This window comes from Flavobacterium sp. ENC (genome assembly GCF_020991415.1).
Classification (GTDB): domain Bacteria; phylum Bacteroidota; class Bacteroidia; order Flavobacteriales; family Flavobacteriaceae; genus Flavobacterium.
The window spans coordinates 55,325-76,806 of record NZ_JAJMOY010000001.1; the positions used below are offsets into that span (position 1 = coordinate 55,325).

The window sequence follows — 21,482 nt, forward strand, 5'->3', positions numbered from 1 at the left end:
ATCCAAATTCCAATTTCATACAACGCGTAGACGCACTGCTGTGCGTCTCTACGTAAAATCTATGATCAGGGTCAACATGAAACCTGAAACCTGAAACCTGAAACCTGAAACAAAAAAACAAAAAAATATGACTAACGAAGAGAAAATATCCAGAACACCTTTTCCTAATTCTAAAAAGATATACGTCAGCGGAGAAATACATCCGATCAAAGTGGCCATGCGCGAAGTGATTTTAAGCGATACCAGGCTTTCAAACGGCGGGACTGAAAAAAATCCTCCTGTAACCATTTATGACACATCGGGTGCTTATACCGATCCGGATATCACAATCGACATTCGAAAAGGCCTGCCTCGCCTAAGAGAAGAATGGATTTTAAACAGAAATGATGTCGAAATCCTAAACGAAATCACCTCTGATTACGGACAGACACGCCTAAAAGACGAAAGTTTAAAGCATCTTCGTTTTGAATATTTGCATCAGCCGAAACGTGCCAAAAAAGGAGCAAATGTTACGCAACTGTACTACGCAAAACAAGGCATCATAACTCCTGAAATGGAATATATCGCCATTCGTGAAAATCAGCGGATTGAACTTTTAAATGAACAAACCAAGGCCATGCAATGCCAGCACGCCGGTCATAGTTTTGGAGCAAATACACCAAAAAGCAAAATTACACCTGAATTTGTCCGTAGTGAAGTGGCCATTGGCCGTGCTATTATTCCAAATAATATCAATCATCCTGAAAGCGAACCTATGATTGTTGGCCGCAATTTCCTTGTAAAAATAAATGCCAATATTGGTAATAGTGCCGTGACCTCGAGTATTGAGGAAGAAGTCGAAAAAGCCGTGTGGGCCTGCCGTTGGGGAGCAGACACCATCATGGATTTATCAACCGGAAAAAACATTCACGAAACGAGAGAATGGATCATTCGCAACTCCCCTGTACCCATCGGAACGGTGCCGATTTATCAGGCTTTGGAAAAAGTAAAAGGCATCGCCGAAGATTTAACCTGGGAAGTTTTCCGCGATACCCTAATCGAACAGGCAGAACAAGGCGTTTCCTATTTCACGATTCATGCGGGTGTATTATTGCGCTACATTCACTTAACTGCTGACCGTGTTACCGGAATTGTTTCCCGTGGCGGATCGATTATGGCAAAATGGTGTTTGTTTCATCATAAGGAAAACTTTTTGTACACCCATTTTGAGGAAATCTGCGAAATCATGAAACAGTACGATGTTGCTTTTTCACTGGGTGACGGTTTGCGTCCGGGTTCTATTGCCGATGCCAATGATGCCGCACAATTTGCCGAACTGGAAACGCTCGGAGAACTAGCTAAGATTGCCTGGAAACATGATGTGCAGGTATTTATTGAAGGCCCTGGTCACGTGCCCATGCATATGATTAAAGAAAATATGGACAAACAGTTAGAACACTGCAATGAAGCACCGTTTTACACACTTGGCCCCTTAACAACCGATATTGCGCCGGGCTATGATCATATCACTTCTGCAATTGGTGCCGCTATGATTGGATGGTACGGCTGTGCGATGCTTTGTTACGTGACTCCTAAAGAACATTTAGGCCTGCCCAATAAAAAAGATGTTAAAGACGGTGTTATCACCTATAAAATTTCGGCACATGCCGCTGATCTTGCCAAAGGACATCCAGGTGCTCAGTATCGTGACAATGCTTTAAGCAAGGCCCGTTTTGAATTCCGCTGGGAAGATCAGTTTAATTTATCACTGGATCCGGACACGGCAAGAGAATTTCACGATGAAACCCTTCCGGCGGAGGGTGCTAAAATTGCACACTTTTGTTCAATGTGCGGTCCGAAATTCTGCTCGATGAAAATCTCTCAGGAAATCCGTGACGTTGCGGCTGCCGAAAAAGGCATGCAGGAAAAATCAGAGGAGTTTATAGAGCAGGGGAAAGAAATTTATATCTGAGGAGAGAATAGAGAAAAGAAAATAGAATAAAGAGTAAAGAAATAAATCAGGCTATGATTGTTATTACCAATCCTTCTGCTATTGCAAATGAAATCAGCATTATCGATTCTCTATTTGAAGAAGGATTGTCTTTGCTTCACATTCGGAAACCTGATTTTTCTGAGCTTGAAATGGCGCTGTTTATTCACCAGATAAAACTGAGATTCAGAGCAAATCTGGTTTTGCACAGTCATCATGAATTAGCACAGGATTTTGGAATTAACAGAATCCATTTTTCAGAGAAACAAAGAAAGGAAGAGTTTGAAATTTCACGAGAAAACAAAATAATTTCAACGTCTGTGCATTCAATCGAAACTTTTAATGCCTTGCACCCAAATTTTGAATATGCCTTTGTAAGTCCTGTTTTTAAAAGTATTTCAAAAGAAAATTATCAATCCGAAACTGATCTTTTTGAAGCTTTAAAATCAAGAACAAATTTCAAAACAAAAGTAATTGCCTTAGGTGGAATTGAACCTGAAAACATTCAAAAAACACTTGAAAACGGCTTTGATGACATTGCGCTTTTAGGAGCAGTGTGGCATCATGAAAATCCTGTAAATCAATTTAAAGTATGCCAGAAAATCGTCCATTCGCACTCTCTATAGCGGGTTTTGACCCGACCGGCGGCGCAGGAGTTTTAGCGGATATTAAAACTTTCGAGCAGCATCAGGTTCGTGGTTTTGCCATTTCGACTGCCAATACACTGCAGACCGAAAATCAGTTCTATGACATTCAATGGACTGATTTAAGTTTTGTTATTCGGTCTGTCGAAACTTTATTTCAAAACTATAACATCAAAGCTGTAAAAATCGGAATTACGCCGGATTTACATTATTTAAACCGAATTCTCTCGACTATAAAACTCGCCTCGCCAGCCACAAAAATTGTCTGGGATCCGGTTTTAAAATCAACAACACAATTTGAGTTCCTAAAAATCACAGCTGATTTGGATCTCCACGATGTTTTATCACAAATTGATCTGATTACGCCTAATTATAATGAAGCAGAAATTTTATTTCCCGGTTTTTTATCCCGGGAACTTTGGAAAAAAAATAAAATACCAACCGCTGTTTTAGTAAAAGGAGGACATAACACTGGTAAACCCGGAACTGATTATTTGCTTCTGAAGAACGAAATGGTGACACTATTGCCTTCTGAACAAAAATGTTTCGAAAAACACGGTTCCGGCTGTGTATTATCGGCTGCGATCACCTCAAATCTTGCATTGAACCAGACTAAAAAAGAGGCTTGTAAAAATGCTAAAATCTACATAGAAAAATACCTGAGTTCAACATCAACTTTAATAGGCTATCATTATGTACCATAAACTACAATACATCTCGCAGGGAAATACAATCGAAAAGCAATTGTACAATATTCATAACGCGCTCGATAACGGCTGTGACTGGGTTCAGCTGCGTTTCAAAAATCAAAGTACAAAAAACTGTTTTGTTTTGGCAGAAGCGGTAAAGTTTTTATGCGAAGAGTATCTGGCGAATTTCATTGTAAACGACAACGTATACCTGGCACAACAAATTGCCGCAGATGGTGTGCATTTAGGTCTCCTTGATACCAAAATTGAAGAAGCCCGCGCCATTCTCGGTAACACCAAAATCATTGGGGCAACCGCCAATACATTCGACGATATTCAGAATCATATCGAAAATGGCTGTGATTATATTGGGTTAGGGCCTCTTCGATTCACAACAACAAAGGAACAATTAAGTCCGATTTTAGGTTTTGAAGGCTATCGTACCATTCTTCAGAAATTAAAAGAAAACAATCTTGAGATTCCGGTTTATGCTATTGGCGGAATTATCGCTGACGATATCGATACACTGATGGAAACCGGAGTTCATGGTATTGCCGTTTCCGGACTCATTACAAATAGTAATCAAAAAGAAAAACTGATTCAACAATTAAACGAAAAATTATATGCAAACATCTTTGTTTAAAATTGGTGATAAAACCTTAACCTCGCGCCTGTTTCTGGGAACCGGAAAGTTTGGTTCCAATTTCGAAATGGAAGAAGCTATTCTGGCATCCCAAAGCGAATTGGTAACGGTTGCCTTAAAACGAATTGATTTAGAGACTGAAACAGATGCTATTCTAACACATTTGAAACATCCCGGAATTCATTTATTACCCAATACATCGGGCGCAAGAAATGCCAAAGAAGCCATTTTTGCTGCACAGTTAGCCCGCGAGGCCCTGGAAACGAACTGGCTGAAGCTCGAAATACATCCGGATCCCAAATACCTTATGCCGGATGCCATTGAAACTCTAAAAGCGACAGAAGAATTAGCTAAACTGGGTTTTATTGTTCTTCCGTACATTCATGCCGATCCTGTTTTGTGCAAACATTTGGAAAATGCGGGAACCGCAGCCGTAATGCCTTTAGGGTCCCCGATTGGCAGTAACAAAGGACTGAAAACTATCGATTTCCTCGAGATCATCATAGAGCAAAGCAATGTCCCTGTGATTATTGATGCAGGAATCGGCGCTCCGTCTGATGCTGCAAAAGCAATGGAAATTGGTGCCGATGCTGTTTTAGTCAATACTGCAATTGCCGTCGCCGGAAACCCGAAGTTAATGGCCGAGGCTTTTAAGGAAGCTGTAATCGCCGGCCGAAAAGCATTCGAAGCCAAAATTGCCAGTCAACAAAACCATGCAGTTGCTTCCAGCCCTTTGACCTCTTTTTTATATGACTAGTTTGCTTAACCGCAAAGTTCGCAAGGTTATTTCGCAAAGTCCGCAACGCTTAGCGAACTTTTAATCAGACCTAAACAACACAAAGCTTAGCGAACTTCGCGTAAATCTTAGTGCCCTTTGCGGTAAAAAAAAATCCAATGAAAACATTTAAATCGGTTTTTGATCAGTATGACTGGGATTCCATTCAATCTAAAATATATCAAACCTCCTCAAAAGAGGCAGAACGTTCTTTGGCAAAAACCAAACGAAATCTGGATGATTTTTTAGCCTTAATCTCACCCGCCGCGCAACCTTATCTGGAGCAAATGGCCCTGGAGTGCCATGAGCTGACCAAAAAACGCTTTGGCAAAACAATTCAGATGTATGCGCCTTTGTATTTAAGCAATGAATGCCAAAATATCTGTACTTACTGCGGTTTTAGCCTCGATAATAAAATCAAGCGAAAAACACTTTCAACTGCCGAAATTAAACTGGAAACCGAGGCGTTAAAAGAAGCAGGATTCGACCATGTTTTACTGGTTACGGGTGAAGCCAATTATACCGTAAATATTAATTATTTCCTGAATGCAATTGCGCAGCTAAAAGAGCAATTTTCGATTATTTCGGCAGAAGTTCAGCCGCTTTCCACGGAAGAATATGAGCGCTTGCATCAGGCTGGTGTTTATTCGATTCTGGTTTATCAGGAAACGTATCATCAGGAAGTGTATAAAAAATACCATACCAAAGGCAAAAAATCAAACTTCGATTTTCGTCTGGAAACTCCGGACAGAATAGGAACTGCAGGGATTCACAAAATGGGTTTGGGCGTTTTACTGGGATTGGAAGACTGGCGGACGGATAGTTTTTTTAATGCCTTGCATATCGACTATCTCCAGAAGAAATACTGGCAAACCAAGTATTCCGTTTCCTTTCCGAGATTACGTCCTGCCGAAGGCATTATTGAACCTAATTTTATTATGGATGATAAAGACCTGACACAGCTCATCTGTGCGTATCGTTTGTGGAATGAGGATTTGGAGATTTCAATTTCAACCCGTGAAAACGAAAAATTCAGAAATAATATTATTCAGATCGGGACAACGAGCATGAGTGCCGGTTCCAAAACGAATCCGGGTGGTTATGTTGTGGACCCGCAATCCCTGGAACAATTTGAAATCAGTGATGAGCGTTCCGCCAAAGAAATCGCTCAGGTGATCAAAGAGTCGGGCTATGAACCTGTCTGGAAAGATTGGGATAAAAGTTATCATTAGAAATATTTAAAATCTCAAAATCCAAATCTCAAAATCCAAATCTCAAATTCCAAATTTCAAATTCCAAAATCCAAATTCCAAATTCCAAAATCTAAATTCTAAATTCTAAAATCTACAATCTAAATTCTAAAATCTACAATCTAAATTCTACAATCTAAAATGAGCATTATACAAGAATTTCTGCGGTATAACCGACAAACCATTCTTCCTGAAATTGGTGATGAAGGTCAGGAAAAACTCAAAAAAGCCAAAGTTCTGGTTATTGGAGCCGGAGGTTTAGGCTGTCCTGTTTTACAATATATTGCAACGGCTGGCGTCGGATTTATTGGAATCATGGATTTTGATACGATTGAGATTCACAACCTTCACCGACAGATTTTATATACTGAAAACGAAATCGGAAGAGAGAAAGCAGTTGTTGCGAAAGAAGTTGTCTCTAAATTAAATCCGTTAATTGAGGCTGAAGCTATTAATTTGAAGTTGACAGTTGAAAACGCAGCAACAATCATTCAGCAATACGATGTTATTGTTGATGGGTCTGATAATTTTTCAACACGTTATTTGATAAACGACACTTGCGTACAATTTCACAAACCTCTGGTCTACGGAAGCATTTTAAAATTTGAAGGGCAAATTGCAGTTTTCAATCATAACGGAAGTAAAAACTTGCGCGATTTATTTCCTGAAATGCCAGATCCGAAAGAGGTGCCGAATTGTAATCTGAATGGTGTTCTGGGCACTTTACCGGGAATTATTGGCACTATGATGGCGCACGAAACGCTTAAATTGATTTTAGATTTGCCCACTTTAAGAAATGAATTAGTCCTTTTTAACACGCTGGACTGGCATTTTACAAAACTTAATTTTTAGAAGACAATCTCATCTCCGACGTTTATAATTCCAGTGTTTAAACTCACAATATTAGTCCCGAAAAAAACTAAATTTTCAGCTTTTCTGTAGGTACTTAAAGTTTTAAGAGGCTCTTTTTTCAGGGCTCCATTCTGTGGATCGTTATTGACCATGATGCATCTCCCACAGGGTTTTACGTTTTTAAATTGTACTTCGCCAATTTTAAAAGTGTCAAAATCATCTTCCTCATGAGGTTTTTTTGAACTTATAACAATGTTTGGGCGAAATCTTAAAACAGTGATTTTATCTTTTAATTTTTCATTTAAAAAATCCATGCTTTCCGTTCCTACCAACAAATACGGATAACCATCCGCAAGGCTTACGTTGAATGTTTCTTTTAATTTTGAACTTTCATGTTTGCGATTTCCAATTTTGATAATTTTGACCAATTTACATTCAAAACCCAAATGCTCACTGAACCATTTTGAAGTTGCTTTACTTACTTCAACAACTTCGCTTTTATCCTCCCAGACATTCACTTCCAGCGGGTTTTCCAAATGTTCATCAATAGAAAATTCATGCTTTTTATCCTGAAAAGTAATACTGATTTTTCCATCTGAAATCTGCGGATAAAACTGACTCATGATCCGGTGTTCCCGCTGTGTTATCATCTGATTTTCTGCATCAACTAACATCCATCTTCGATCGTTTTCGAAACCCATTTCTTCTGCCAGCGCATTTTTACAACTTATTCCTGCCAGACTTTTTATTGGATAGATATAAATTTCTTTTACAATATGAATCGCGCTCATTTTATTCACTTTTTAAAATAGACATAAATACTTTGCGGTCAATTTCGCAACAGCCTAAACTTTCTAAATGCGGATTATAAACCTGACAGTCCAAAAGTTTATAATTATTATTCCTTAAATATTCAACTAACGCAATAAAAGCAACTTTTGATGCATTGGATACTTTTGAGAACATACTTTCCCCACAGAAAACATGTCCCAGATCAATTCCGTACAAGCCTCCAACTAAAACTTCATCCTGCCAGACCTCAACTGATTTTGCAATTCCCCCTGCATGTAATTGACAATAGGCATCAATCATTTCATTAGAAATCCAGGTTCCGTCCTGGCCTTCTCTTTTTATGTTTTGACAATTTGAAATGACTTCTTTAAAATTTTGATTAAAAGTAACCTTAAATATATTTCTATTCAAAATATTCCGCATGCTTTTAGACACTATTAATTCATCTAAAAACAAAACCATTCTTGGATCCGGCGACCACCAAAGGATGGGTTCTCCTTCGTTAAACCACGGAAAAACACCGCTTTTATAGGCTAATTGCAAACGTTCCGGATTCAGATCACCACCAATGGCAAGAATTCCTTCTTCATCGGCTTCTGAAACGGGAGGAAAAAAGAACTCTTCGGATAAATAATACATTTTTAAAAAACTCCAATAAAATTAAAAGGGAAATTCCAATATTGAAATTACAAATTCCAACTTTTATGTCATTTCTGCCTTCGGTCGAAATGACACAAAATATTTGCAAAAACAAAATTCCAAATTCCAAATACGTTACTGATTTGGGATTTGGAATTTATAATTTTTGTAATTTAAATTTTTAGAACGGCAAATCGTCCGGTTCGTCGTTATTTACATTTGTAGCCGGAGCAAAAGTTTCTGCAGCAGGCATTGGCGGAGCTTGTGAAGGAGACTCAGCACCTGCTCTTTCGATTCTCCAACCCTGAATACTATTGAAATATCTGGTTTCTCCTTGTGGATTAACCCATTCTCTTCCTCTTAAATTGATAGAAACTTTTACTGCCTCTCCTTGCTTATAGCTACTTAACAAATCGCATTTATCTTGTGTAAATTCGATTAAAATATGTTGTGGATATTGCTCATCAGTAGTAACAACTAATTCTCTTTTTTTGAATGAGGCACTAACTTGTTGCTCCGGGTTAACCACTTTTACTTTTCCTGTAACTTCCATCTTCGTTTATATTAATTATTGATTCTTTTCTTATTTCTTTGCTAAAAGCACTTTCCAGGCCGATACGACATCATCATTATTGAGGTATTTTTTGGCCTCTAAATGTATTTTTTCCTGATCATCGGAGCTTAGGACTCCTTTCACTGAAAAGTTTTCTTTCACAAATATACTAACTTCTTCCTTTGTAGGCAAGGCTTCAATATTTCCCAGTTTCCCAAGGTCATTTCCGTCAAAAACGGCGCTTTCCCTGATAAAATTCGGAATCACGTCTACTCCGACCCCTAAAGTTGTAAGTGGTTTGGGTACTTCAAAAAGTCCCTGGTTTGACCTTGAGTACCAATTACTTCCCAATCTTGAAACCAAATCAATCTTGTGCTGGTCGATCGCTCCGTTTTCATCCAGAACAGCTTCGTGAATATGAATTTTTACCACTTCGCACAGAATCAGGTTACCTGCTCCGCCTTCGGTTCCCAATGGAATAATCTGCGTGATTTTACACTCAAATTGCACCGGGGATTCTTTTACGCGATACGGTTTTACCAGATCTGAAGGAATTTGTGTTAAACCGGCCTTGATAAATTCGTTTACGCCTTCTCCATACTCGGTACTGGCTAAAGAGGTTTGTTGCACCAAATCATAATTGACCACATTGATCACTACTTCACGGGTTGCTTCGGCATTGATTAAGGTATGTTTGACCGTATTGTCACGAACACGTCGTGCAGGTGAAAAAATCAGGATCGGCGGATTGGCACTAAACACATTAAAGAAACTGAACGGTGATAAGTTCGGAATTCCTTTTTCGCTAATTGTACTGGCAAAAGCAATAGGTCTCGGTCCAATGGCGCTCTGCAGATAGCCGTGCAATTTTGCAGTCGGAATTTCTTTTGGGTTAATACTGATCATATTTTTCCTTTTTAACCGAATCTCTTTCCGGTACTACAAAAGTATAGAAATCGTTACTGACTAAGAAATAGTTTTAGACTTAAAAAACAAAAATCTTTCGCGGTCCGCAAAATATTAAATGTGTTTATTTCGTTATATTTATACCTCAAAATTTAAGATATGTTTTTTTCGGACAGAAGAAATACTACCCGTTGGGTTATCATCAGCATCTCCTTTTTAATCATTTCCCTGATTCTCTGGAATACGTATACGTTTTTTCAAATTTTCAAAAATGAGGAAAGGATAAAAATGAAACTCCTGGCGAACGCACAGATTGCATTAATCAACGCTGATGAGAATACCGATCTGGAACTTCCGCTTCAGATTTCCAGCAATAACACTTCTATTCCCGTAATCCTGACGATGTACGACAAAATCCTGACGACCAGAAATGTCCCCGAAACGGTCTTACAGGATGAAAAAAAATCAATGTCTTTTCTGAATAACCTGCAAAACGAAAACGAACCAATCGTTTTTGAATATGCGCCCGGAAAATATCAGAAACTCTATTATGGGAATTCGGCTTTGCTTAATAAACTCAAATATTATCCGATTGCTTTATTGCTGATTATCTTTTTGTTTGGTGCCCTGATTTATAATTTTTACAAAAGCACCAAAATGGCTATTCAAAATAAGCTCTGGGCGGGAATGGCAAAAGAAACGGCCCACCAGATCGGAACACCGCTTTCTTCCCTGATCGGCTGGATTGAAATTTTAAAAACGGAAGAAATAGATCAGTCAATTACGGTAGAAATTGAAAAAGACGTGGACCGCCTCCAGACTATTACCGATCGTTTTTCAAAAATCGGATCTGTTCCGGTTCTGGAGCTTCATGATATCGTTACCGAGACTTTAAATAGTTATGAGTATTTACAATCCCGTTTTTCTAAACAGGTTACTTTTTCGCACCATATTCCGAAAGATCCCATTTTTATTATGATCAATCCAATACTACATAGCTGGACCATCGAAAATCTGGTAAAAAATGCCATTGATGCCATGAAGGGAAAAGGGACTTTAGACCTCCAGATTGAGCAGGATAATCATCATGTGAAAATAATTGTAAAAGATTCCGGTACAGGAATTCCGAAAAATCAGTTTAAAACGATCTTTGAGCCTGGTTTTACGACCAAAAAACGCGGTTGGGGATTGGGACTTTCCTTAACAAAAAGAATTGTAGAGGAATACCATAACGGAAAGATCAAGGTTTTGAACTCTGAAATCGGAAAAGGAACTACTTTTCAGATTCAGTTCAATAAAAAAGTGCAGCAAAAGTAAATTTACTGCACTTTTTTATTTATGTTTGAATGTCACGCTTAGCGAAGTCGAAACTGTCAGGCTGAGCGAAGTCGAAGCCTCTTATGTTTTACAAATTCGCCTGAATACTTTTGGCAAGAGCCTCAAATTCTTCTTTAGAAAACGATACTTTGTTTTGAAAACGCATTTCATCCATTTCGTTCAACGGAATCAAATGCACGTGTGCATGAGGCACTTCCAGACCTACAACTGCCATTCCGACTCTTTTGCAGGGAACTGTTTTTTCTAAAGCAATTGCTATTTTCTTAGAAAACTTCATCAGCCCTAAATACAGTTCGTCATCCATATCAAAAATCTTATTGATTTCCTGTTTTGGAATACAAAGCGTGTGGCCTTTTGCATTTGGATTTACATCTAAAAAAGAAAGATAATGATCGTCTTCAGCGATTTTATAAGCCGGAATTTCTCCGTTGACTATTTTGGTAAATATTGTTGACATTGTTTATTTGTTAAACCGTTTATTCGTTAAATCGATTAAACAAATAAACGATTTAACGAATAAACATTTATAATTTAGTCCCTTGAGATTTCAAGGATTTCGAATTTCAAAACTCCGTTTGGAACTGTGATTTCAGCTACTTCTCCAACCGATTTCCCAAGTAAGCCTTTTCCAATAGGAGAAGTTACCGAGATTTTTCCGGTTTTAAGATCTGCTTCACTCTCTGCAACCAATGTATATTTCATTTCCATCCCATTGCTTTGGTTCTTGATTTTTACATTTGAAAGCACCAATGCTTTAGAAACATCTAATTGTGATTCGTCTATTAATCTCGCATTAGAATATACTTCTTCCAGCTTAGCAATTCTCATTTCTAATAATCCCTGGGCTTCCTTAGCTGCATCGTATTCTGCATTTTCAGATAAATCACCTTTGTCTCTTGCTTCCGCTATATCCTGAGATGCCTTTGGACGCATTACACTTTTTAAATGCTCCAATTCATCTTTTAATTTTTTTAATCCTTCTGCTGTATAATAAGATACTTTACTCATAACTTCATCGTTTATATAAATACAAAAAATCCCATCAGGACGGGATTTCTTATTACAAATATACTATTATTTTTTATAGTACATAATTATATGTTAATCATATAGAATTCAAATCTAAATAATTTAATTTTGTTTCACTAATTGATATTAAAATAATGAAAAAAATCTGTCTATTCATTGTATTGACTTCGCTGTTTTTATCTTGTAGCGATAAAGAACGCAGTAATAATAATCCTTACATTCCGAATTATTCTGTTAATTTATCTGTAAATATGAGTTTACCTGCTTATTCAGATCTTAAATATCCAAGCAGTGGTGTTATTGTATCCGGTTTTGGAGCAAAGGGGATTATTATTTTTAATACCGGCAGCGGTTATACTGCTTTCGATGCAGCATGCCCGAATCAGGAATTGTCTTCCTGCGTCGCAATGACGATTAAAGGCATTAATGCTGTGTGTTCCTGTGATAAAGCAGAATACAATCTGTTTACGGGTCTGGGTGGAAAGGAATATCCGCTAAAACAATATAAAGTAGACGTTGCCGGAATGGTACTTCACGTTTATAACTAAAAATAAAAAAGCCTGAAAGTTTTAAATTTTCAGGCTTTTTTATTCTGTGAATAGATTAGAATTTCAACGTCAGTCCAACGAGGAAATTGATTCCTGCCTGAGGATAATAGTACGGATATATATCGTACATCGCTCCGTTTGAAACATATTGTTTGTCTAAAAAGTTATTGACCAAACCTGTCACCATAATGGATTTGAAAACTGTTTTTGGTTTTATCTCATAAGAAACATTCAGATCATTTACAAAATAATCAGCCAGTTTGGCTTCCGGTAATTCGATATTATTCATGTATTGTTCTCCGACAAATTTCTGCAATAAGGAAAGATGCAAATTCTCCATCGGGCTGTAAACAATAATATTTCCGGCAATAACTGAGGGAGAATATGCAATATCTTTTGTTCCGTAATTCTGTCCTTCAACGGCAAGATCTACATTTTTATTATTGCTTAAGGTAAAGTTGGGACGCAGGATGAATTTCTCCGAAAGTACAATCGTAGCATCAACTTCAAGGCCTAAACGATAGCTTTTTTCACTATTAGACCGAATCGGAGATCCAACATCGTCCAGTCTTCCTGTCAGGATTAACTGATCTTTGTACCCCATGTAATAGAAGTTGGAATTCAATTGGAATTTCTCACTATTAAATCGCCAGCCTAATTCAAAATCGTTTAGTTTCTCCGGCTTTACATTCCCTCCTTCGTAATCTGTTCGGTTTGGTTCCCGATTGGCTCGTGCATAAGAGAAGTACAAGGTGTTTTTTGCATTGATTTCATAATTTAATCCTGCTTTCGGATTAAAGAAATTAAACTCATCATCCACTACACCCGTTTCGTAACTGTTTGCTTTATAGGTTACCCTTCTGTATTGTAAATCTCCGTAGAAACTTAATTTTTCGGTGAACTGATAATTGGCCTTTGCAAAAATATTACCATCGGTTTTGGCTGAAAAATCGTCATAGTAATGATCTCCCAATTCTGTTATTGAAGCATTTCTTGCCCAGATTACTTTTCCGAAATGATCCCCTTCATATTTATTCCAGCCTCCGCCAAAAATAATATCGAGTTTTTCATCTTTATATTTTACAGAGAAAGTCGTTCCGTAAAAATCATTGTCCAGCCATTTCTGACGAATTAAATCCGTTCCCGGAACTAAATCACCATTATCATTTTCCACCATTTTAGTGGGCTGGATTGCTCCATAACCCTCCACTGGTTCATTAAATTTATAATTTTCATAGTAGCCCAGCCCTTTTGTATAATGAAGCGCGAGATTGGTACTCCATTTATCCGAAACCGATTCGCTCCAGTGCAATTGATAATGGTCTTGTTTGTAATTATCCGTTTCATTGTCATAAAACCGAATATTACCGGCCTCATCTGTAAATTTTCCCGCGGAATTGTAGGTGCGGTTCGTGTTTAAAGTTTCGCCATCAATTCCGTTCCAGGACTGGTAGGTTTTCTCTGTTCCGCCAAAAACCAGGGCTTTGATCAAAGTAGTTTTACCTACATATGTCGCCTGAAGGAAATAAGACTTTAAATCAGAACTTGCCCTGTCAACATATCCATCAGATTTTAAAGCCGACAAACGTCCGGCAATTTCAAAATGATCGTTTAATAAACCTGTACTGAATTTTACCGTATGTTTACGGGAATTGAAACTCCCAAAAGAATTTGAAATTTCACCGGTCGGTTTAGAAGCGTAATTATCGGTCAGCATATTTAAACTTGCCCCAAAAGCTCCCGATCCGTTAGTTGAAGTCCCAACACCACGCTGTAATTGCAGGCTCTCCACTGAAGAAGCAAAATCAGGCATGTTTACCCAAAACGTTCCCTGACTTTCTCCATCGTTATACGGAATTCCATTAATCGTAACATTGACCCTTGTCGCATCGCTTCCACGTACGCGTATTCCGGTATATCCCATTCCGTTTCCGGCATCTGAAGTTGTCACTACAGATGGTAAATAATTCATAAGAATTGGAATATCCTGACCCAGATTTCTGAATTTAATTTCCTTCTTATCCATATTGCTAAAGGAAACCGGTGTTTTTGTCGTAACACGAACCGCTGAAACCAATACATCGTCAAGCTGATTCACTTTTGTTGAATCCCGCTCCTGAGCAAAAGAAAAAAGAGTTGAGAAAATAGAAAATAAAAGAAAGAAAATAGATTTGGTTCCGGTTACATTTTGAACCTTAAAACCTTTGTAACTTAGTACCTCAGCACTTTTAATAATAGTTTTCATCCGTAAAAAATTACGAATAAAAGGGGGAATTATTCTTTTGTTAAATTAATAAAATTGTTTCACGACAAAATGTAGTATATACGCTAAATTTGTCGTTTTTTCCCTTAGCGACATTACTCGCTCAGGTTCCTTGGGTATGATCTCAGCTCGTTATTTAGAGCACCCCTTTGAGACAGTGCAAATGTAAACTTTAAAAATGAAATTCCAAGAACTGAAATTCCAAATTCCAAAAATCATTTTGCATGAATTTCATTGGAATTTGGAACTTATAAATTGAAATTTAATCCAAATTCGGTTTTCTGCGGGATTGTTTTATCTCAGAAATATTCTTTTTGTCCTTAATTCTCTTCTTAATTACAGACTTTGGAATCTTAGTCGCCTTGCGGATTTTAGGAACGAATAATCCTTTTTTGATAATTTCTAAAAAACGTTTTACAACAATATCTTTGTTTTTAATTTGACTTCTGTCTTCGTCACAATTTAAAATTAATATATTTTCAGAAGTCAGGCGTGCTGAAATATTGGTTCGTAAAAGCTCTTTTTCTTCCTCAGATAAAGCCTGCGAAGTATTCAGATCAAAAGTCAGGACAACTTTTGAAGACACTTTGTTTACATTTTGCCCTCCTGCTCCACTGCTTCTGACAGCTTTAAAACTTAATTCTGATATGATTTTTTCCGTATCCATTATTGGGGCTGATGTGCTGGTTTCAATAAATCGTTTACTGTCTTTACAGGATTAAAAGTGATTAACGGAACCGCAACAAAAATCGTTAACCAATTGGCCATTGCTCCATTCCACAAACCGGGTAATTCGTAACTCTTTACTGTTTTTCCGTCAACACTTTTTTCTACGATAAAACCTGTTTTCGAATCCACAAATTCGTTCAGATTAAATTTTTCATTTTTATAATTCTTTATCCCACAAACTAAATCTACCGGATTAAAATGTGTGGCTGCCGATAAGATTTCGAGTTGCTTTTTATTGGTTAAATCTACCTGTGATGTCTCTACAATCTGAAGAGAGATTTTCCCCTTCTCATTCATCACCCAAAAAGGCCCTCCGCCCGGTTCTCCTTCATTTTTAACCATCCCGCAAACTCTGATGGGTCTGTTTAATAATCGTTTAATCTTATTTATTTTATTCTCAAAAGTAAACTTGTTAAAATCCCTGGTCATCTGGATATTAAGTTTCTTAGTTAAAAAACGAACAACATCATCAATATGTTCTTCGTCGATTTCCTGCCTTTCTATAATATTCAGATAACTAAAAACGCTTTCCTGAATTTCGATTAAAATTCCGGCTAAAGCTTTTTTGTAGAGTGTGATTTTATCAATATGGTTCTGAATTACATTGTCAATATTTTTGATAAAGATAATATCTGCATCCAGTTCATTTAAATTTTCAATTAATGCGCCATGTCCGCCAGGTCTGAAAATTAATGATTCGTTTTTATCTCTTACAATTTTATTTTTAGCGTCAACCGTGATGGAATCTGTACTCCTGTTTTGGTAGGAGTAACCGATATTTATTTGTGTGACCGAATCTTTTTCTATTTTTTCTTTAACACTTTCAACAGCTTTTTCAAACTGATTCTGATGCGCTTCCGACACTGTAAAATGCAAATTGGAAATCTGATTTGCCGTAGCGTAATGCACACATTCATTTAAATGTTCTTCGATCGGAATTGCAATATGTGTGTTATACTGATGAAAGGGCAAAACTGCTTTCGGCTTGTTTGCAAAGTCAAAATAATCAGGCGATAAAAGTAATTTTATAAAATAATAATTTTTATAATCTCTATCCAGCGTTTCAAAATCAGGGTATACTTCTCTCAGCTTTTTATCCAAAGCTTCAAAAAACGGAAACTTGTCCATCGCTACAATAAAAATAGACAGATTGCTGTCTTTTTTTCTATTGATATAGGCATTTATAGTTTCTGTCTGAATATCAAAATCGTTCAGAAAAGAAGTTAAAAACTTAAACATCCTGCTTGCGGCTCCGGATGCCGGAACAAATTTTTTCAATTTCAATCTCTCCTTCCGAAGATCAAAAAAAGCAGCTTTTTCCTCAAAATCTTTTTCTGTCAGGCTTAAAATTCCATTATTTATGGTTGCAGGACTTATTAAATTGCTTTTTGCAATTCCGTTTTTAAAAATCTCCAGTTGTTTTATTATTTTTTCAAAAGGAATTCCATGTTCATAAATCTCAACAAAATCAGCAGATGAAAAACCTTTTCCTTTGGCAATTGTAAGCGTATTAATAATAGCGGTAGCTTTTGCCAGACGATTTTCTTTATCGCCAGAAAGGGTAATAAATGGCTTTTTGGTTTTGATTAAGGTTTGTTTAAAAACAGAAAACACCGTTTCTCTTCCGTCAGGCGTATCTCTGATGTCATCTTTTTCCCAGGGCACATCTATATCGGTAAGAAAAAACAAATCATAATCATGTTCAAGTGCAGCTTCGTTCAGGAGCGGATCACAAAACCCATAATACATTTCTGAAAAAACTTTGGTAACCATAAGATTGGTGTCGCAGAACAAATATTTATTTGCGGAAGAAAGTTTTTCATTTTCTAATGCAACCTGCCCGTAAGCAATAGGCATCATATCATCTGCTGTGCATATATGCTGGTTCTCTTCCCATTTTTCCTGCAAATAATCACGCGCAAATTCCGGAACCCATTCGGTTTCGTAATACTCCGCAAGCTGTTTTGCCAATGTGGTTTTCCCTGTACTTTCAGGGCCAAACAAAGCAATTTTCAGGATAGCTGTTTTTTGCTGTCTAAGATTTTTCTCCATTCTAAATAGCCAAAAATGGCAATAATTGTAAATACTAAATATTGAAAACTGGTAAAAGTAACTCCTTTAGCAAAATATAGCGGAATAGATATAATATCTCCTATAATCCATAATATCCAATTTTCAATTTTTCTTTTAGCCATAAGCCACATTCCTACGAAGAAAACACCCGTTAAGAACGTATCAACATACGAATACCAATTGGTAAACTTATTGAAAAAATGATACACCAGGGACACAAATATAAAAGTTGCAATAAAAATAACAATACCCGTTATAATTTCCTTTTTTGTTGCTCTGGAAATAGGAAATTCTACTACATCTCCTTTTTTTCTTGTCCAATGATACAATCCATAAATGCTCATTATAAAATAATAACCATTAATCATCATATCGCCCCATAAAGTCCATTTCCAGAGTAGATACACATAAATTAATGTACTGACAATTCCAGTATGAAAAACAAGGATATTATCTTTTTTAGCGTACCAAACACTTAGTAAACCGAAAATTACAGCAACAATTTCCAAGATTATATCTAATGTTGGGTAATCTCTGTATTGAGCAAAAAAATATTCAAACATTTATATTTTTTTAAGTTCTTTTAATCAAAAAAATGACTGTTATTCTCAAAAGCAGTTCCAATCACTACTAAATCTGCACCTGCATTGTAGGCTTCCTGAATTCCCTGCAAATCTACAATTCCTCCGCCAACAATTATGGGAATTTCAATATTTTGAGCAATTAACGCTATCATTTCCAGCGGTACAGCTTTTTTTGCTCCGCTTCCGGCTTCAAGATAGACCAATTTATTCCCTAACATTTCGCCAGCCTGTGCTGTTGCTAAAACCAGATCAAGATCCTTACGATCCAGCGGTTGTGTTTTACTCACTCTTGCTACGGCAGTTTCGTTGCCGCTTTCTATTAAAATATATCCTGTCGACAGGACTTCCAGATTTGTTTTTTTCAGGATTGGTGCTGCCTGCACCTGATATTCTATTAAATAATCCGCATTTCGACCGGACAATAAAGACAAAAACAAAATAGCATCGGCCTGCGGTGAAATCTGTGACGGATCTCCCGGAAATATAACAACGGGCAAGTTCGTTTTTTGTTTTAATTCCGTCATTAATTCTTCCAAAATGGTAGTCGTGACGATACTTCCCCCCACAAAAATATGAGTTGCCGGTGATTGGTTTATTTTAAACAAAAGATCCTCTAAATTTTCCCAGACAATTTTATCCGGATCCAGAAGAATAGCAAGCAGTTTTTGCCCGTCTGTCTTGGCCTGAATAATTTGCTGGTAAATATTGGGTATTTTTTGTCTCATAATCGGGCGTAAAAGTAAAAGTTTTTTAATGCACAAGAACTATTTTGAATGAATTATATTTGTGTAACGCTTTTGACAACCTAAGAAACAAATTATGATTGCTGCCGATCTTTTAGAAAAATATGGAGCCTCAAAGAAATTTTACGAGAAAGCCTCAACTGTATTTGAAGAAGGAAAATTACCTACCCATTATTATCAGATTGTCTCGGGTGAAATAAAAATGAACAATTACAATGATGACGGTCGCGAATTTATTCAGGGAATTTTCTATAAAGATCAGTCTTTTGGAGAACCGCCTTTATTTTTAAATCAAAAATATCCCGCAAGCGCAGTTGCCGTTGAAGAAACCCAGGTTCTTTGTCTTCCAAAATCCGATTTTATGAAGTTACTGGAGGAAAATCCGGTAGTAAGCATTCGAATAATTGAAAATTTAGCACAGCGGCTCTATTATAAATCGGTTATGGCAGCCGAAATGTCTACTCAGGAACCCGAACATCGTGTTTTGAAACTTATTGATCACGGAATAGCGTATTTTAATTTTAAGAAAGATCCAAACGGCTACCTCATCAATTTTACAAGGCAGCAGATTGGAGATTTAACCGGTTTGCGTGTAGAAACCGTTATTCGGACTATTAAAACATTGGAAAAAAAAGGTGTTTTGAAGATTATAAACAGAAAAGTATACCGATAAAAAAGTTCCCGTTTTATGATTTAAGTCATAAAACGCAGCGGTATTGTGAGCGTATCTTTGCGGTATAAAAATCTCAATATCATGACACTATATCAAACAACATTCGAAAATTTCAATAAAAGTTACATGGGTTCTGCTGCAATGGCGGTAATTGGTCAGAGCTGTTTAGGTGGTGCCGCTGCCATGTACGTTTTAGCAAATGGAACTTCTGTTCCCCAAATGATTCAGCTGGCCATTATTGTACTAGCCTGTATTTTTGTAAACACTTCAATACTGGCACAGATGAAACACAAAATCGTTTTTAATCTTTTGATTCTAAGCGCCGTTTTAAGTGTATCTCTTATCATTTTAAATAATTTCATTCTGTGAAAAAACAAATCGAAAACAGAACTGATATTTCTTTTTTAGTTCATCAGTTCTATGCTAAAATAAGAGCCGATCAGGAAATCGGCTTTTATTTTAATACAATCATAAAAGACTGGGAGGCACATCTGGAAAAACTAACCGATTTTTGGGAGACCAACTTATTTGCGGTTAAAAAATACAAAGGCAATCCACATGCGGTACACAATGAAGTCGATGCCCGTTTTGATGGAAAAATCACTTCAAACGAATTTGGAATCTGGCTGAACTATTGGTTTCAGACCTTAGAAGAACACTTTGAAGGCGAAAATGCAGAAACACTAAAGAGACGTGCCCGAAAAATGGGAACTTTCCTGCTTGTAAGTATGTTTGAGCATCGTAAGACAGAAACTAAAATTTAGTCGCTCTCTCTTTGCGGAGTTTCTTGGGGAGATTCCTCGTTCCCCGGAATGACAAGATTGTGCTTATTCCTGAAGCCAAAAATTTGGAATTTCATTCAATCCTGTTTCTCAAAAGCATAGACCAAAGTAAACTGTCCTTCAAAATTATCTGACTTGATTTCCTTATAATATACCTCAAAATCTTTGACCAGATCATCAAAATGAAGGCTCGCTTCTGCCTGGTTTTTGTTTAAAGAAAAATCTTCAACTTTAATATGGTCTTTAAAACTGATACCTTTTTCGTTCCTGATTTTAAAAATAGCTTCCTTAGCTCCCCAGATTACAGTGAGTTTTTTTACATATTCCTCAATAGGGTCCGGTTTTAAATAATCACATTCGAAATCCGTAAATTTATCGGCAATGCGAGTAATTTTCTGCCGTTGTAATTCCATATCAATTCCAACCGTTTCATGGCTGACGATGATTGCTGCAAAATGATACGAATGTGTTATGGAAATGTAATTATGACAATCGAAATAAGGTTTTCCAAACTCGTCATAATGCAAATCATGATCCGTGAAACCCATTTCCTGAATCAGCATCCGAACGCTCAGAAAGGCACGCTGGTGCATTTGGGATTTCATTCCGTTCAATCGCAGCTTCGTCTTCTCTTTCAATACTACTTTGCTCAATAACTCGTCAAAGGATTCGGTTATTTCCCAAATTAAGATTTTGGTTGTTTCGTTGAATTGTATTGTTTTATATAAAGGCATTCGTTCTCTTATGTTTTATGCGGTTTAATTTTCTAAACCATATAAGTCATACAAGTACATATAATTTTAGGGTCTAAAAAATGAGTTTAGTAAATTTAAGCAAATAGTAAAGAAAGTACATTATAAAGAATCTTTTTTAAATGAACTTATATTACTTATATGGTAAAAAACAATTTACAAACTAATGTTCTAAAGATTAAGAAATTAAACATTTCACAAATCTTACAGAAATAGTAAAAATTCCAAAGGTATTCCGTAAATTTGCAAAAATTTT

The 21,482-nt window shown here is 36.8% G+C and carries 24 protein-coding genes; 12 read left to right on the plus strand and 12 right to left on the minus strand.

Annotated features, from left to right (window positions below; translation table 11 throughout):
* The first annotated feature begins 127 nt into the window (after positions 1 to 127).
* The 7 genes from thiC (at position 128) to LPB89_RS00270 (ending at position 6,822) form a co-directional block, all read left to right on the plus strand.
* Positions 128 to 1,951, plus strand: coding sequence for a phosphomethylpyrimidine synthase ThiC (thiC, locus tag LPB89_RS00240; protein WP_230699748.1), 1,824 nt, complete (start codon positions 128 to 130; stop codon positions 1,949 to 1,951).
* 53 nt (positions 1,952 to 2,004) lie between these two features.
* A complete protein-coding gene (locus LPB89_RS00245) occupies positions 2,005 to 2,595 on the plus strand; it encodes a thiamine phosphate synthase (RefSeq protein ID WP_230699749.1) in 591 nt (196 codons plus the stop codon).
* Complete coding sequence (locus LPB89_RS00250) at positions 2,562 to 3,317, plus strand: hydroxymethylpyrimidine/phosphomethylpyrimidine kinase (protein ID WP_230699750.1); 756 nt, start codon at positions 2,562 to 2,564, stop codon at positions 3,315 to 3,317. Before LPB89_RS00245 ends, LPB89_RS00250 begins: the two co-directional genes overlap by 34 nt.
* A complete protein-coding gene (locus LPB89_RS00255) occupies positions 3,307 to 3,945 on the plus strand; it encodes a thiamine phosphate synthase (RefSeq protein ID WP_230699751.1) in 639 nt (212 codons plus the stop codon). The genes LPB89_RS00250 and LPB89_RS00255 overlap by 11 nt, the downstream gene beginning before the upstream one ends.
* The gene (locus LPB89_RS00260; protein WP_305070299.1) at positions 3,926 to 4,702 is read left to right on the plus strand and encodes a thiazole synthase; all 777 of its coding nucleotides are present in this window, start codon (positions 3,926 to 3,928) and stop codon (positions 4,700 to 4,702) included. The genes LPB89_RS00255 and LPB89_RS00260 overlap by 20 nt, the downstream gene beginning before the upstream one ends.
* Before the next feature lie 137 nt (positions 4,703 to 4,839).
* Positions 4,840 to 5,952 carry a 2-iminoacetate synthase ThiH gene (gene thiH, locus LPB89_RS00265; protein ID WP_230699752.1) on the plus strand — a complete coding sequence of 371 codons (1,113 nt, stop codon included), beginning with the start codon at positions 4,840 to 4,842 and terminating at the stop codon, positions 5,950 to 5,952.
* Between the two features lie 159 nt (positions 5,953 to 6,111).
* Positions 6,112 to 6,822: a HesA/MoeB/ThiF family protein gene (locus tag LPB89_RS00270; RefSeq protein ID WP_230699753.1), complete on the plus strand. Its 711-nt coding sequence runs from the start codon at positions 6,112 to 6,114 to the stop codon at positions 6,820 to 6,822.
* On the opposite strand, the gene LPB89_RS00275 is transcribed toward LPB89_RS00270, so the two are convergent.
* The 4 genes from LPB89_RS00275 to LPB89_RS00290 form a co-directional block, all read right to left on the minus strand.
* Entirely contained in the window at positions 6,819 to 7,613 is a 795-nt protein-coding gene (locus LPB89_RS00275) for an MOSC domain-containing protein (protein WP_230699754.1), read from the minus strand. The genes LPB89_RS00270 and LPB89_RS00275 overlap by 4 nt on opposite strands.
* Position 7,614: 1 nt before the next feature.
* Entirely contained in the window at positions 7,615 to 8,253 is a 639-nt protein-coding gene (gene aat / locus LPB89_RS00280) for a leucyl/phenylalanyl-tRNA--protein transferase (protein WP_230699755.1), read from the minus strand.
* A gap of 181 nt (positions 8,254 to 8,434) precedes the next feature.
* Positions 8,435 to 8,806, minus strand: coding sequence for a DUF3127 domain-containing protein (locus LPB89_RS00285; RefSeq protein WP_230699756.1), 372 nt, complete (start codon positions 8,804 to 8,806; stop codon positions 8,435 to 8,437).
* Positions 8,807 to 8,836: 30 nt separating this feature from the next.
* Positions 8,837 to 9,712 carry a flavin reductase family protein gene (locus tag LPB89_RS00290; protein WP_230699757.1) on the minus strand — a complete coding sequence of 292 codons (876 nt, stop codon included), beginning with the start codon at positions 9,710 to 9,712 and terminating at the stop codon, positions 8,837 to 8,839.
* A gap of 159 nt (positions 9,713 to 9,871) precedes the next feature.
* On the opposite strand from LPB89_RS00290, the gene LPB89_RS00295 reads away from it, so the two are divergent.
* Complete coding sequence (locus LPB89_RS00295) at positions 9,872 to 11,029, plus strand: PAS domain-containing sensor histidine kinase (protein WP_230699758.1); 1,158 nt, start codon at positions 9,872 to 9,874, stop codon at positions 11,027 to 11,029.
* Positions 11,030 to 11,117: 88 nt separating this feature from the next.
* Here the strand turns inward: LPB89_RS00295 and LPB89_RS00300 are convergent, their stop codons facing one another.
* Both LPB89_RS00300 and greA read right to left on the minus strand, forming a co-directional pair.
* Positions 11,118 to 11,507, minus strand: a complete 390-nt coding sequence (locus LPB89_RS00300) for an HIT family protein (protein WP_230699759.1) — start codon at positions 11,505 to 11,507, stop codon at positions 11,118 to 11,120.
* 74 nt (positions 11,508 to 11,581) lie between these two features.
* A complete protein-coding gene (gene greA, locus LPB89_RS00305) occupies positions 11,582 to 12,058 on the minus strand; it encodes a transcription elongation factor GreA (RefSeq protein ID WP_029271926.1) in 477 nt (158 codons plus the stop codon).
* A gap of 155 nt (positions 12,059 to 12,213) precedes the next feature.
* Here greA and LPB89_RS00310 point away from each other — a divergent pair, with 155 nt between their 5' ends.
* Entirely contained in the window at positions 12,214 to 12,627 is a 414-nt protein-coding gene (locus LPB89_RS00310) for a hypothetical protein (RefSeq protein ID WP_230699760.1), read from the plus strand.
* 55 nt (positions 12,628 to 12,682) lie between these two features.
* Here the strand turns inward: LPB89_RS00310 and LPB89_RS00315 are convergent, their stop codons facing one another.
* The 5 genes from LPB89_RS00315 to LPB89_RS00335 all read right to left on the minus strand — a co-directional run bounded on the left by LPB89_RS00315 (position 12,683) and on the right by LPB89_RS00335 (position 19,001).
* On the minus strand, positions 12,683 to 14,872 hold the full coding sequence (locus tag LPB89_RS00315) for a TonB-dependent receptor (RefSeq protein WP_230699761.1): 2,190 nt from the start codon (positions 14,870 to 14,872) through the stop codon (positions 12,683 to 12,685).
* Positions 14,873 to 15,152: 280 nt separating this feature from the next.
* Entirely contained in the window at positions 15,153 to 15,557 is a 405-nt protein-coding gene (arfB, locus tag LPB89_RS00320) for an alternative ribosome rescue aminoacyl-tRNA hydrolase ArfB (RefSeq protein ID WP_230699762.1), read from the minus strand.
* Entirely contained in the window at positions 15,557 to 17,671 is a 2,115-nt protein-coding gene (locus LPB89_RS00325; protein WP_230699763.1) for a DUF4301 family protein, read from the minus strand. Before LPB89_RS00325 ends, arfB begins: the two co-directional genes overlap by 1 nt.
* A complete protein-coding gene (gene pnuC, locus LPB89_RS00330; protein ID WP_230699764.1) occupies positions 17,632 to 18,255 on the minus strand; it encodes a nicotinamide riboside transporter PnuC in 624 nt (207 codons plus the stop codon). Before pnuC ends, LPB89_RS00325 begins: the two co-directional genes overlap by 40 nt.
* Before the next feature lie 20 nt (positions 18,256 to 18,275).
* Positions 18,276 to 19,001 (minus strand): geranylgeranylglyceryl/heptaprenylglyceryl phosphate synthase, encoded by a 726-nt coding sequence (locus LPB89_RS00335; RefSeq protein ID WP_230699765.1) that lies wholly within the window; start codon positions 18,999 to 19,001, stop codon positions 18,276 to 18,278.
* A 94-nt stretch (positions 19,002 to 19,095) separates the two neighbouring features.
* Between LPB89_RS00335 and LPB89_RS00340 the strand changes: the two genes are divergently transcribed.
* From LPB89_RS00340 to LPB89_RS00350, 3 genes are all read left to right on the plus strand, one after another.
* On the plus strand, positions 19,096 to 19,692 hold the full coding sequence (locus LPB89_RS00340) for a Crp/Fnr family transcriptional regulator (protein ID WP_230699766.1): 597 nt from the start codon (positions 19,096 to 19,098) through the stop codon (positions 19,690 to 19,692).
* 81 nt (positions 19,693 to 19,773) lie between these two features.
* Positions 19,774 to 20,061 carry a hypothetical protein gene (locus LPB89_RS00345; protein WP_230699767.1) on the plus strand — a complete coding sequence of 96 codons (288 nt, stop codon included), beginning with the start codon at positions 19,774 to 19,776 and terminating at the stop codon, positions 20,059 to 20,061.
* Entirely contained in the window at positions 20,058 to 20,456 is a 399-nt protein-coding gene (locus tag LPB89_RS00350; protein ID WP_230699768.1) for a group III truncated hemoglobin, read from the plus strand. Before LPB89_RS00345 ends, LPB89_RS00350 begins: the two co-directional genes overlap by 4 nt.
* Before the next feature lie 95 nt (positions 20,457 to 20,551).
* Here the strand turns inward: LPB89_RS00350 and LPB89_RS00355 are convergent, their stop codons facing one another.
* The gene (locus LPB89_RS00355) at positions 20,552 to 21,208 is read right to left on the minus strand and encodes a 4'-phosphopantetheinyl transferase superfamily protein (RefSeq protein ID WP_230699769.1); all 657 of its coding nucleotides are present in this window, start codon (positions 21,206 to 21,208) and stop codon (positions 20,552 to 20,554) included.
* Between the last annotated feature and the right edge of the window lie 274 nt (positions 21,209 to 21,482).

What these genes read in the sequence shown, in the direction of transcription:
- thiH (WP_230699752.1), top strand. Translation starts at nt 4,840, where the DNA reads ATGAAAACATTTAAATCGGTTTTTGATCAGTATGACTGGGATTCCATT.
- LPB89_RS00250 (WP_230699750.1), top strand. Translation starts at nt 2,562, where the DNA reads ATGCCAGAAAATCGTCCATTCGCACTCTCTATAGCGGGTTTTGACCCG.
- LPB89_RS00355 (WP_230699769.1), bottom strand. Translation starts at nt 21,208, where the DNA reads ATGCCTTTATATAAAACAATACAATTCAACGAAACAACCAAAATCTTA.
- LPB89_RS00300 (WP_230699759.1), bottom strand. Translation starts at nt 11,507, where the DNA reads ATGTCAACAATATTTACCAAAATAGTCAACGGAGAAATTCCGGCTTAT.
- aat (WP_230699755.1), bottom strand. Translation starts at nt 8,253, where the DNA reads ATGTATTATTTATCCGAAGAGTTCTTTTTTCCTCCCGTTTCAGAAGCC.
- greA (WP_029271926.1), bottom strand. Translation starts at nt 12,058, where the DNA reads ATGAGTAAAGTATCTTATTATACAGCAGAAGGATTAAAAAAATTAAAA.
- LPB89_RS00275 (WP_230699754.1), bottom strand. Translation starts at nt 7,613, where the DNA reads ATGAGCGCGATTCATATTGTAAAAGAAATTTATATCTATCCAATAAAA.
- pnuC (WP_230699764.1), bottom strand. Translation starts at nt 18,255, where the DNA reads ATGTTTGAATATTTTTTTGCTCAATACAGAGATTACCCAACATTAGAT.
- LPB89_RS00340 (WP_230699766.1), top strand. Translation starts at nt 19,096, where the DNA reads ATGATTGCTGCCGATCTTTTAGAAAAATATGGAGCCTCAAAGAAATTT.
- LPB89_RS00295 (WP_230699758.1), top strand. Translation starts at nt 9,872, where the DNA reads ATGTTTTTTTCGGACAGAAGAAATACTACCCGTTGGGTTATCATCAGC.
- LPB89_RS00245 (WP_230699749.1), top strand. Translation starts at nt 2,005, where the DNA reads ATGATTGTTATTACCAATCCTTCTGCTATTGCAAATGAAATCAGCATT.
- LPB89_RS00315 (WP_230699761.1), bottom strand. Translation starts at nt 14,872, where the DNA reads ATGAAAACTATTATTAAAAGTGCTGAGGTACTAAGTTACAAAGGTTTT.
- LPB89_RS00270 (WP_230699753.1), top strand. Translation starts at nt 6,112, where the DNA reads ATGAGCATTATACAAGAATTTCTGCGGTATAACCGACAAACCATTCTT.
- thiC (WP_230699748.1), top strand. Translation starts at nt 128, where the DNA reads ATGACTAACGAAGAGAAAATATCCAGAACACCTTTTCCTAATTCTAAA.
- LPB89_RS00310 (WP_230699760.1), top strand. Translation starts at nt 12,214, where the DNA reads ATGAAAAAAATCTGTCTATTCATTGTATTGACTTCGCTGTTTTTATCT.
- LPB89_RS00345 (WP_230699767.1), top strand. Translation starts at nt 19,774, where the DNA reads ATGACACTATATCAAACAACATTCGAAAATTTCAATAAAAGTTACATG.
- LPB89_RS00260 (WP_305070299.1), top strand. Translation starts at nt 3,926, where the DNA reads ATGCAAACATCTTTGTTTAAAATTGGTGATAAAACCTTAACCTCGCGC.
- LPB89_RS00290 (WP_230699757.1), bottom strand. Translation starts at nt 9,712, where the DNA reads ATGATCAGTATTAACCCAAAAGAAATTCCGACTGCAAAATTGCACGGC.
- LPB89_RS00335 (WP_230699765.1), bottom strand. Translation starts at nt 19,001, where the DNA reads ATGAGACAAAAAATACCCAATATTTACCAGCAAATTATTCAGGCCAAG.
- LPB89_RS00285 (WP_230699756.1), bottom strand. Translation starts at nt 8,806, where the DNA reads ATGGAAGTTACAGGAAAAGTAAAAGTGGTTAACCCGGAGCAACAAGTT.
- LPB89_RS00325 (WP_230699763.1), bottom strand. Translation starts at nt 17,671, where the DNA reads ATGGAGAAAAATCTTAGACAGCAAAAAACAGCTATCCTGAAAATTGCT.
- arfB (WP_230699762.1), bottom strand. Translation starts at nt 15,557, where the DNA reads ATGGATACGGAAAAAATCATATCAGAATTAAGTTTTAAAGCTGTCAGA.
- LPB89_RS00255 (WP_230699751.1), top strand. Translation starts at nt 3,307, where the DNA reads ATGTACCATAAACTACAATACATCTCGCAGGGAAATACAATCGAAAAG.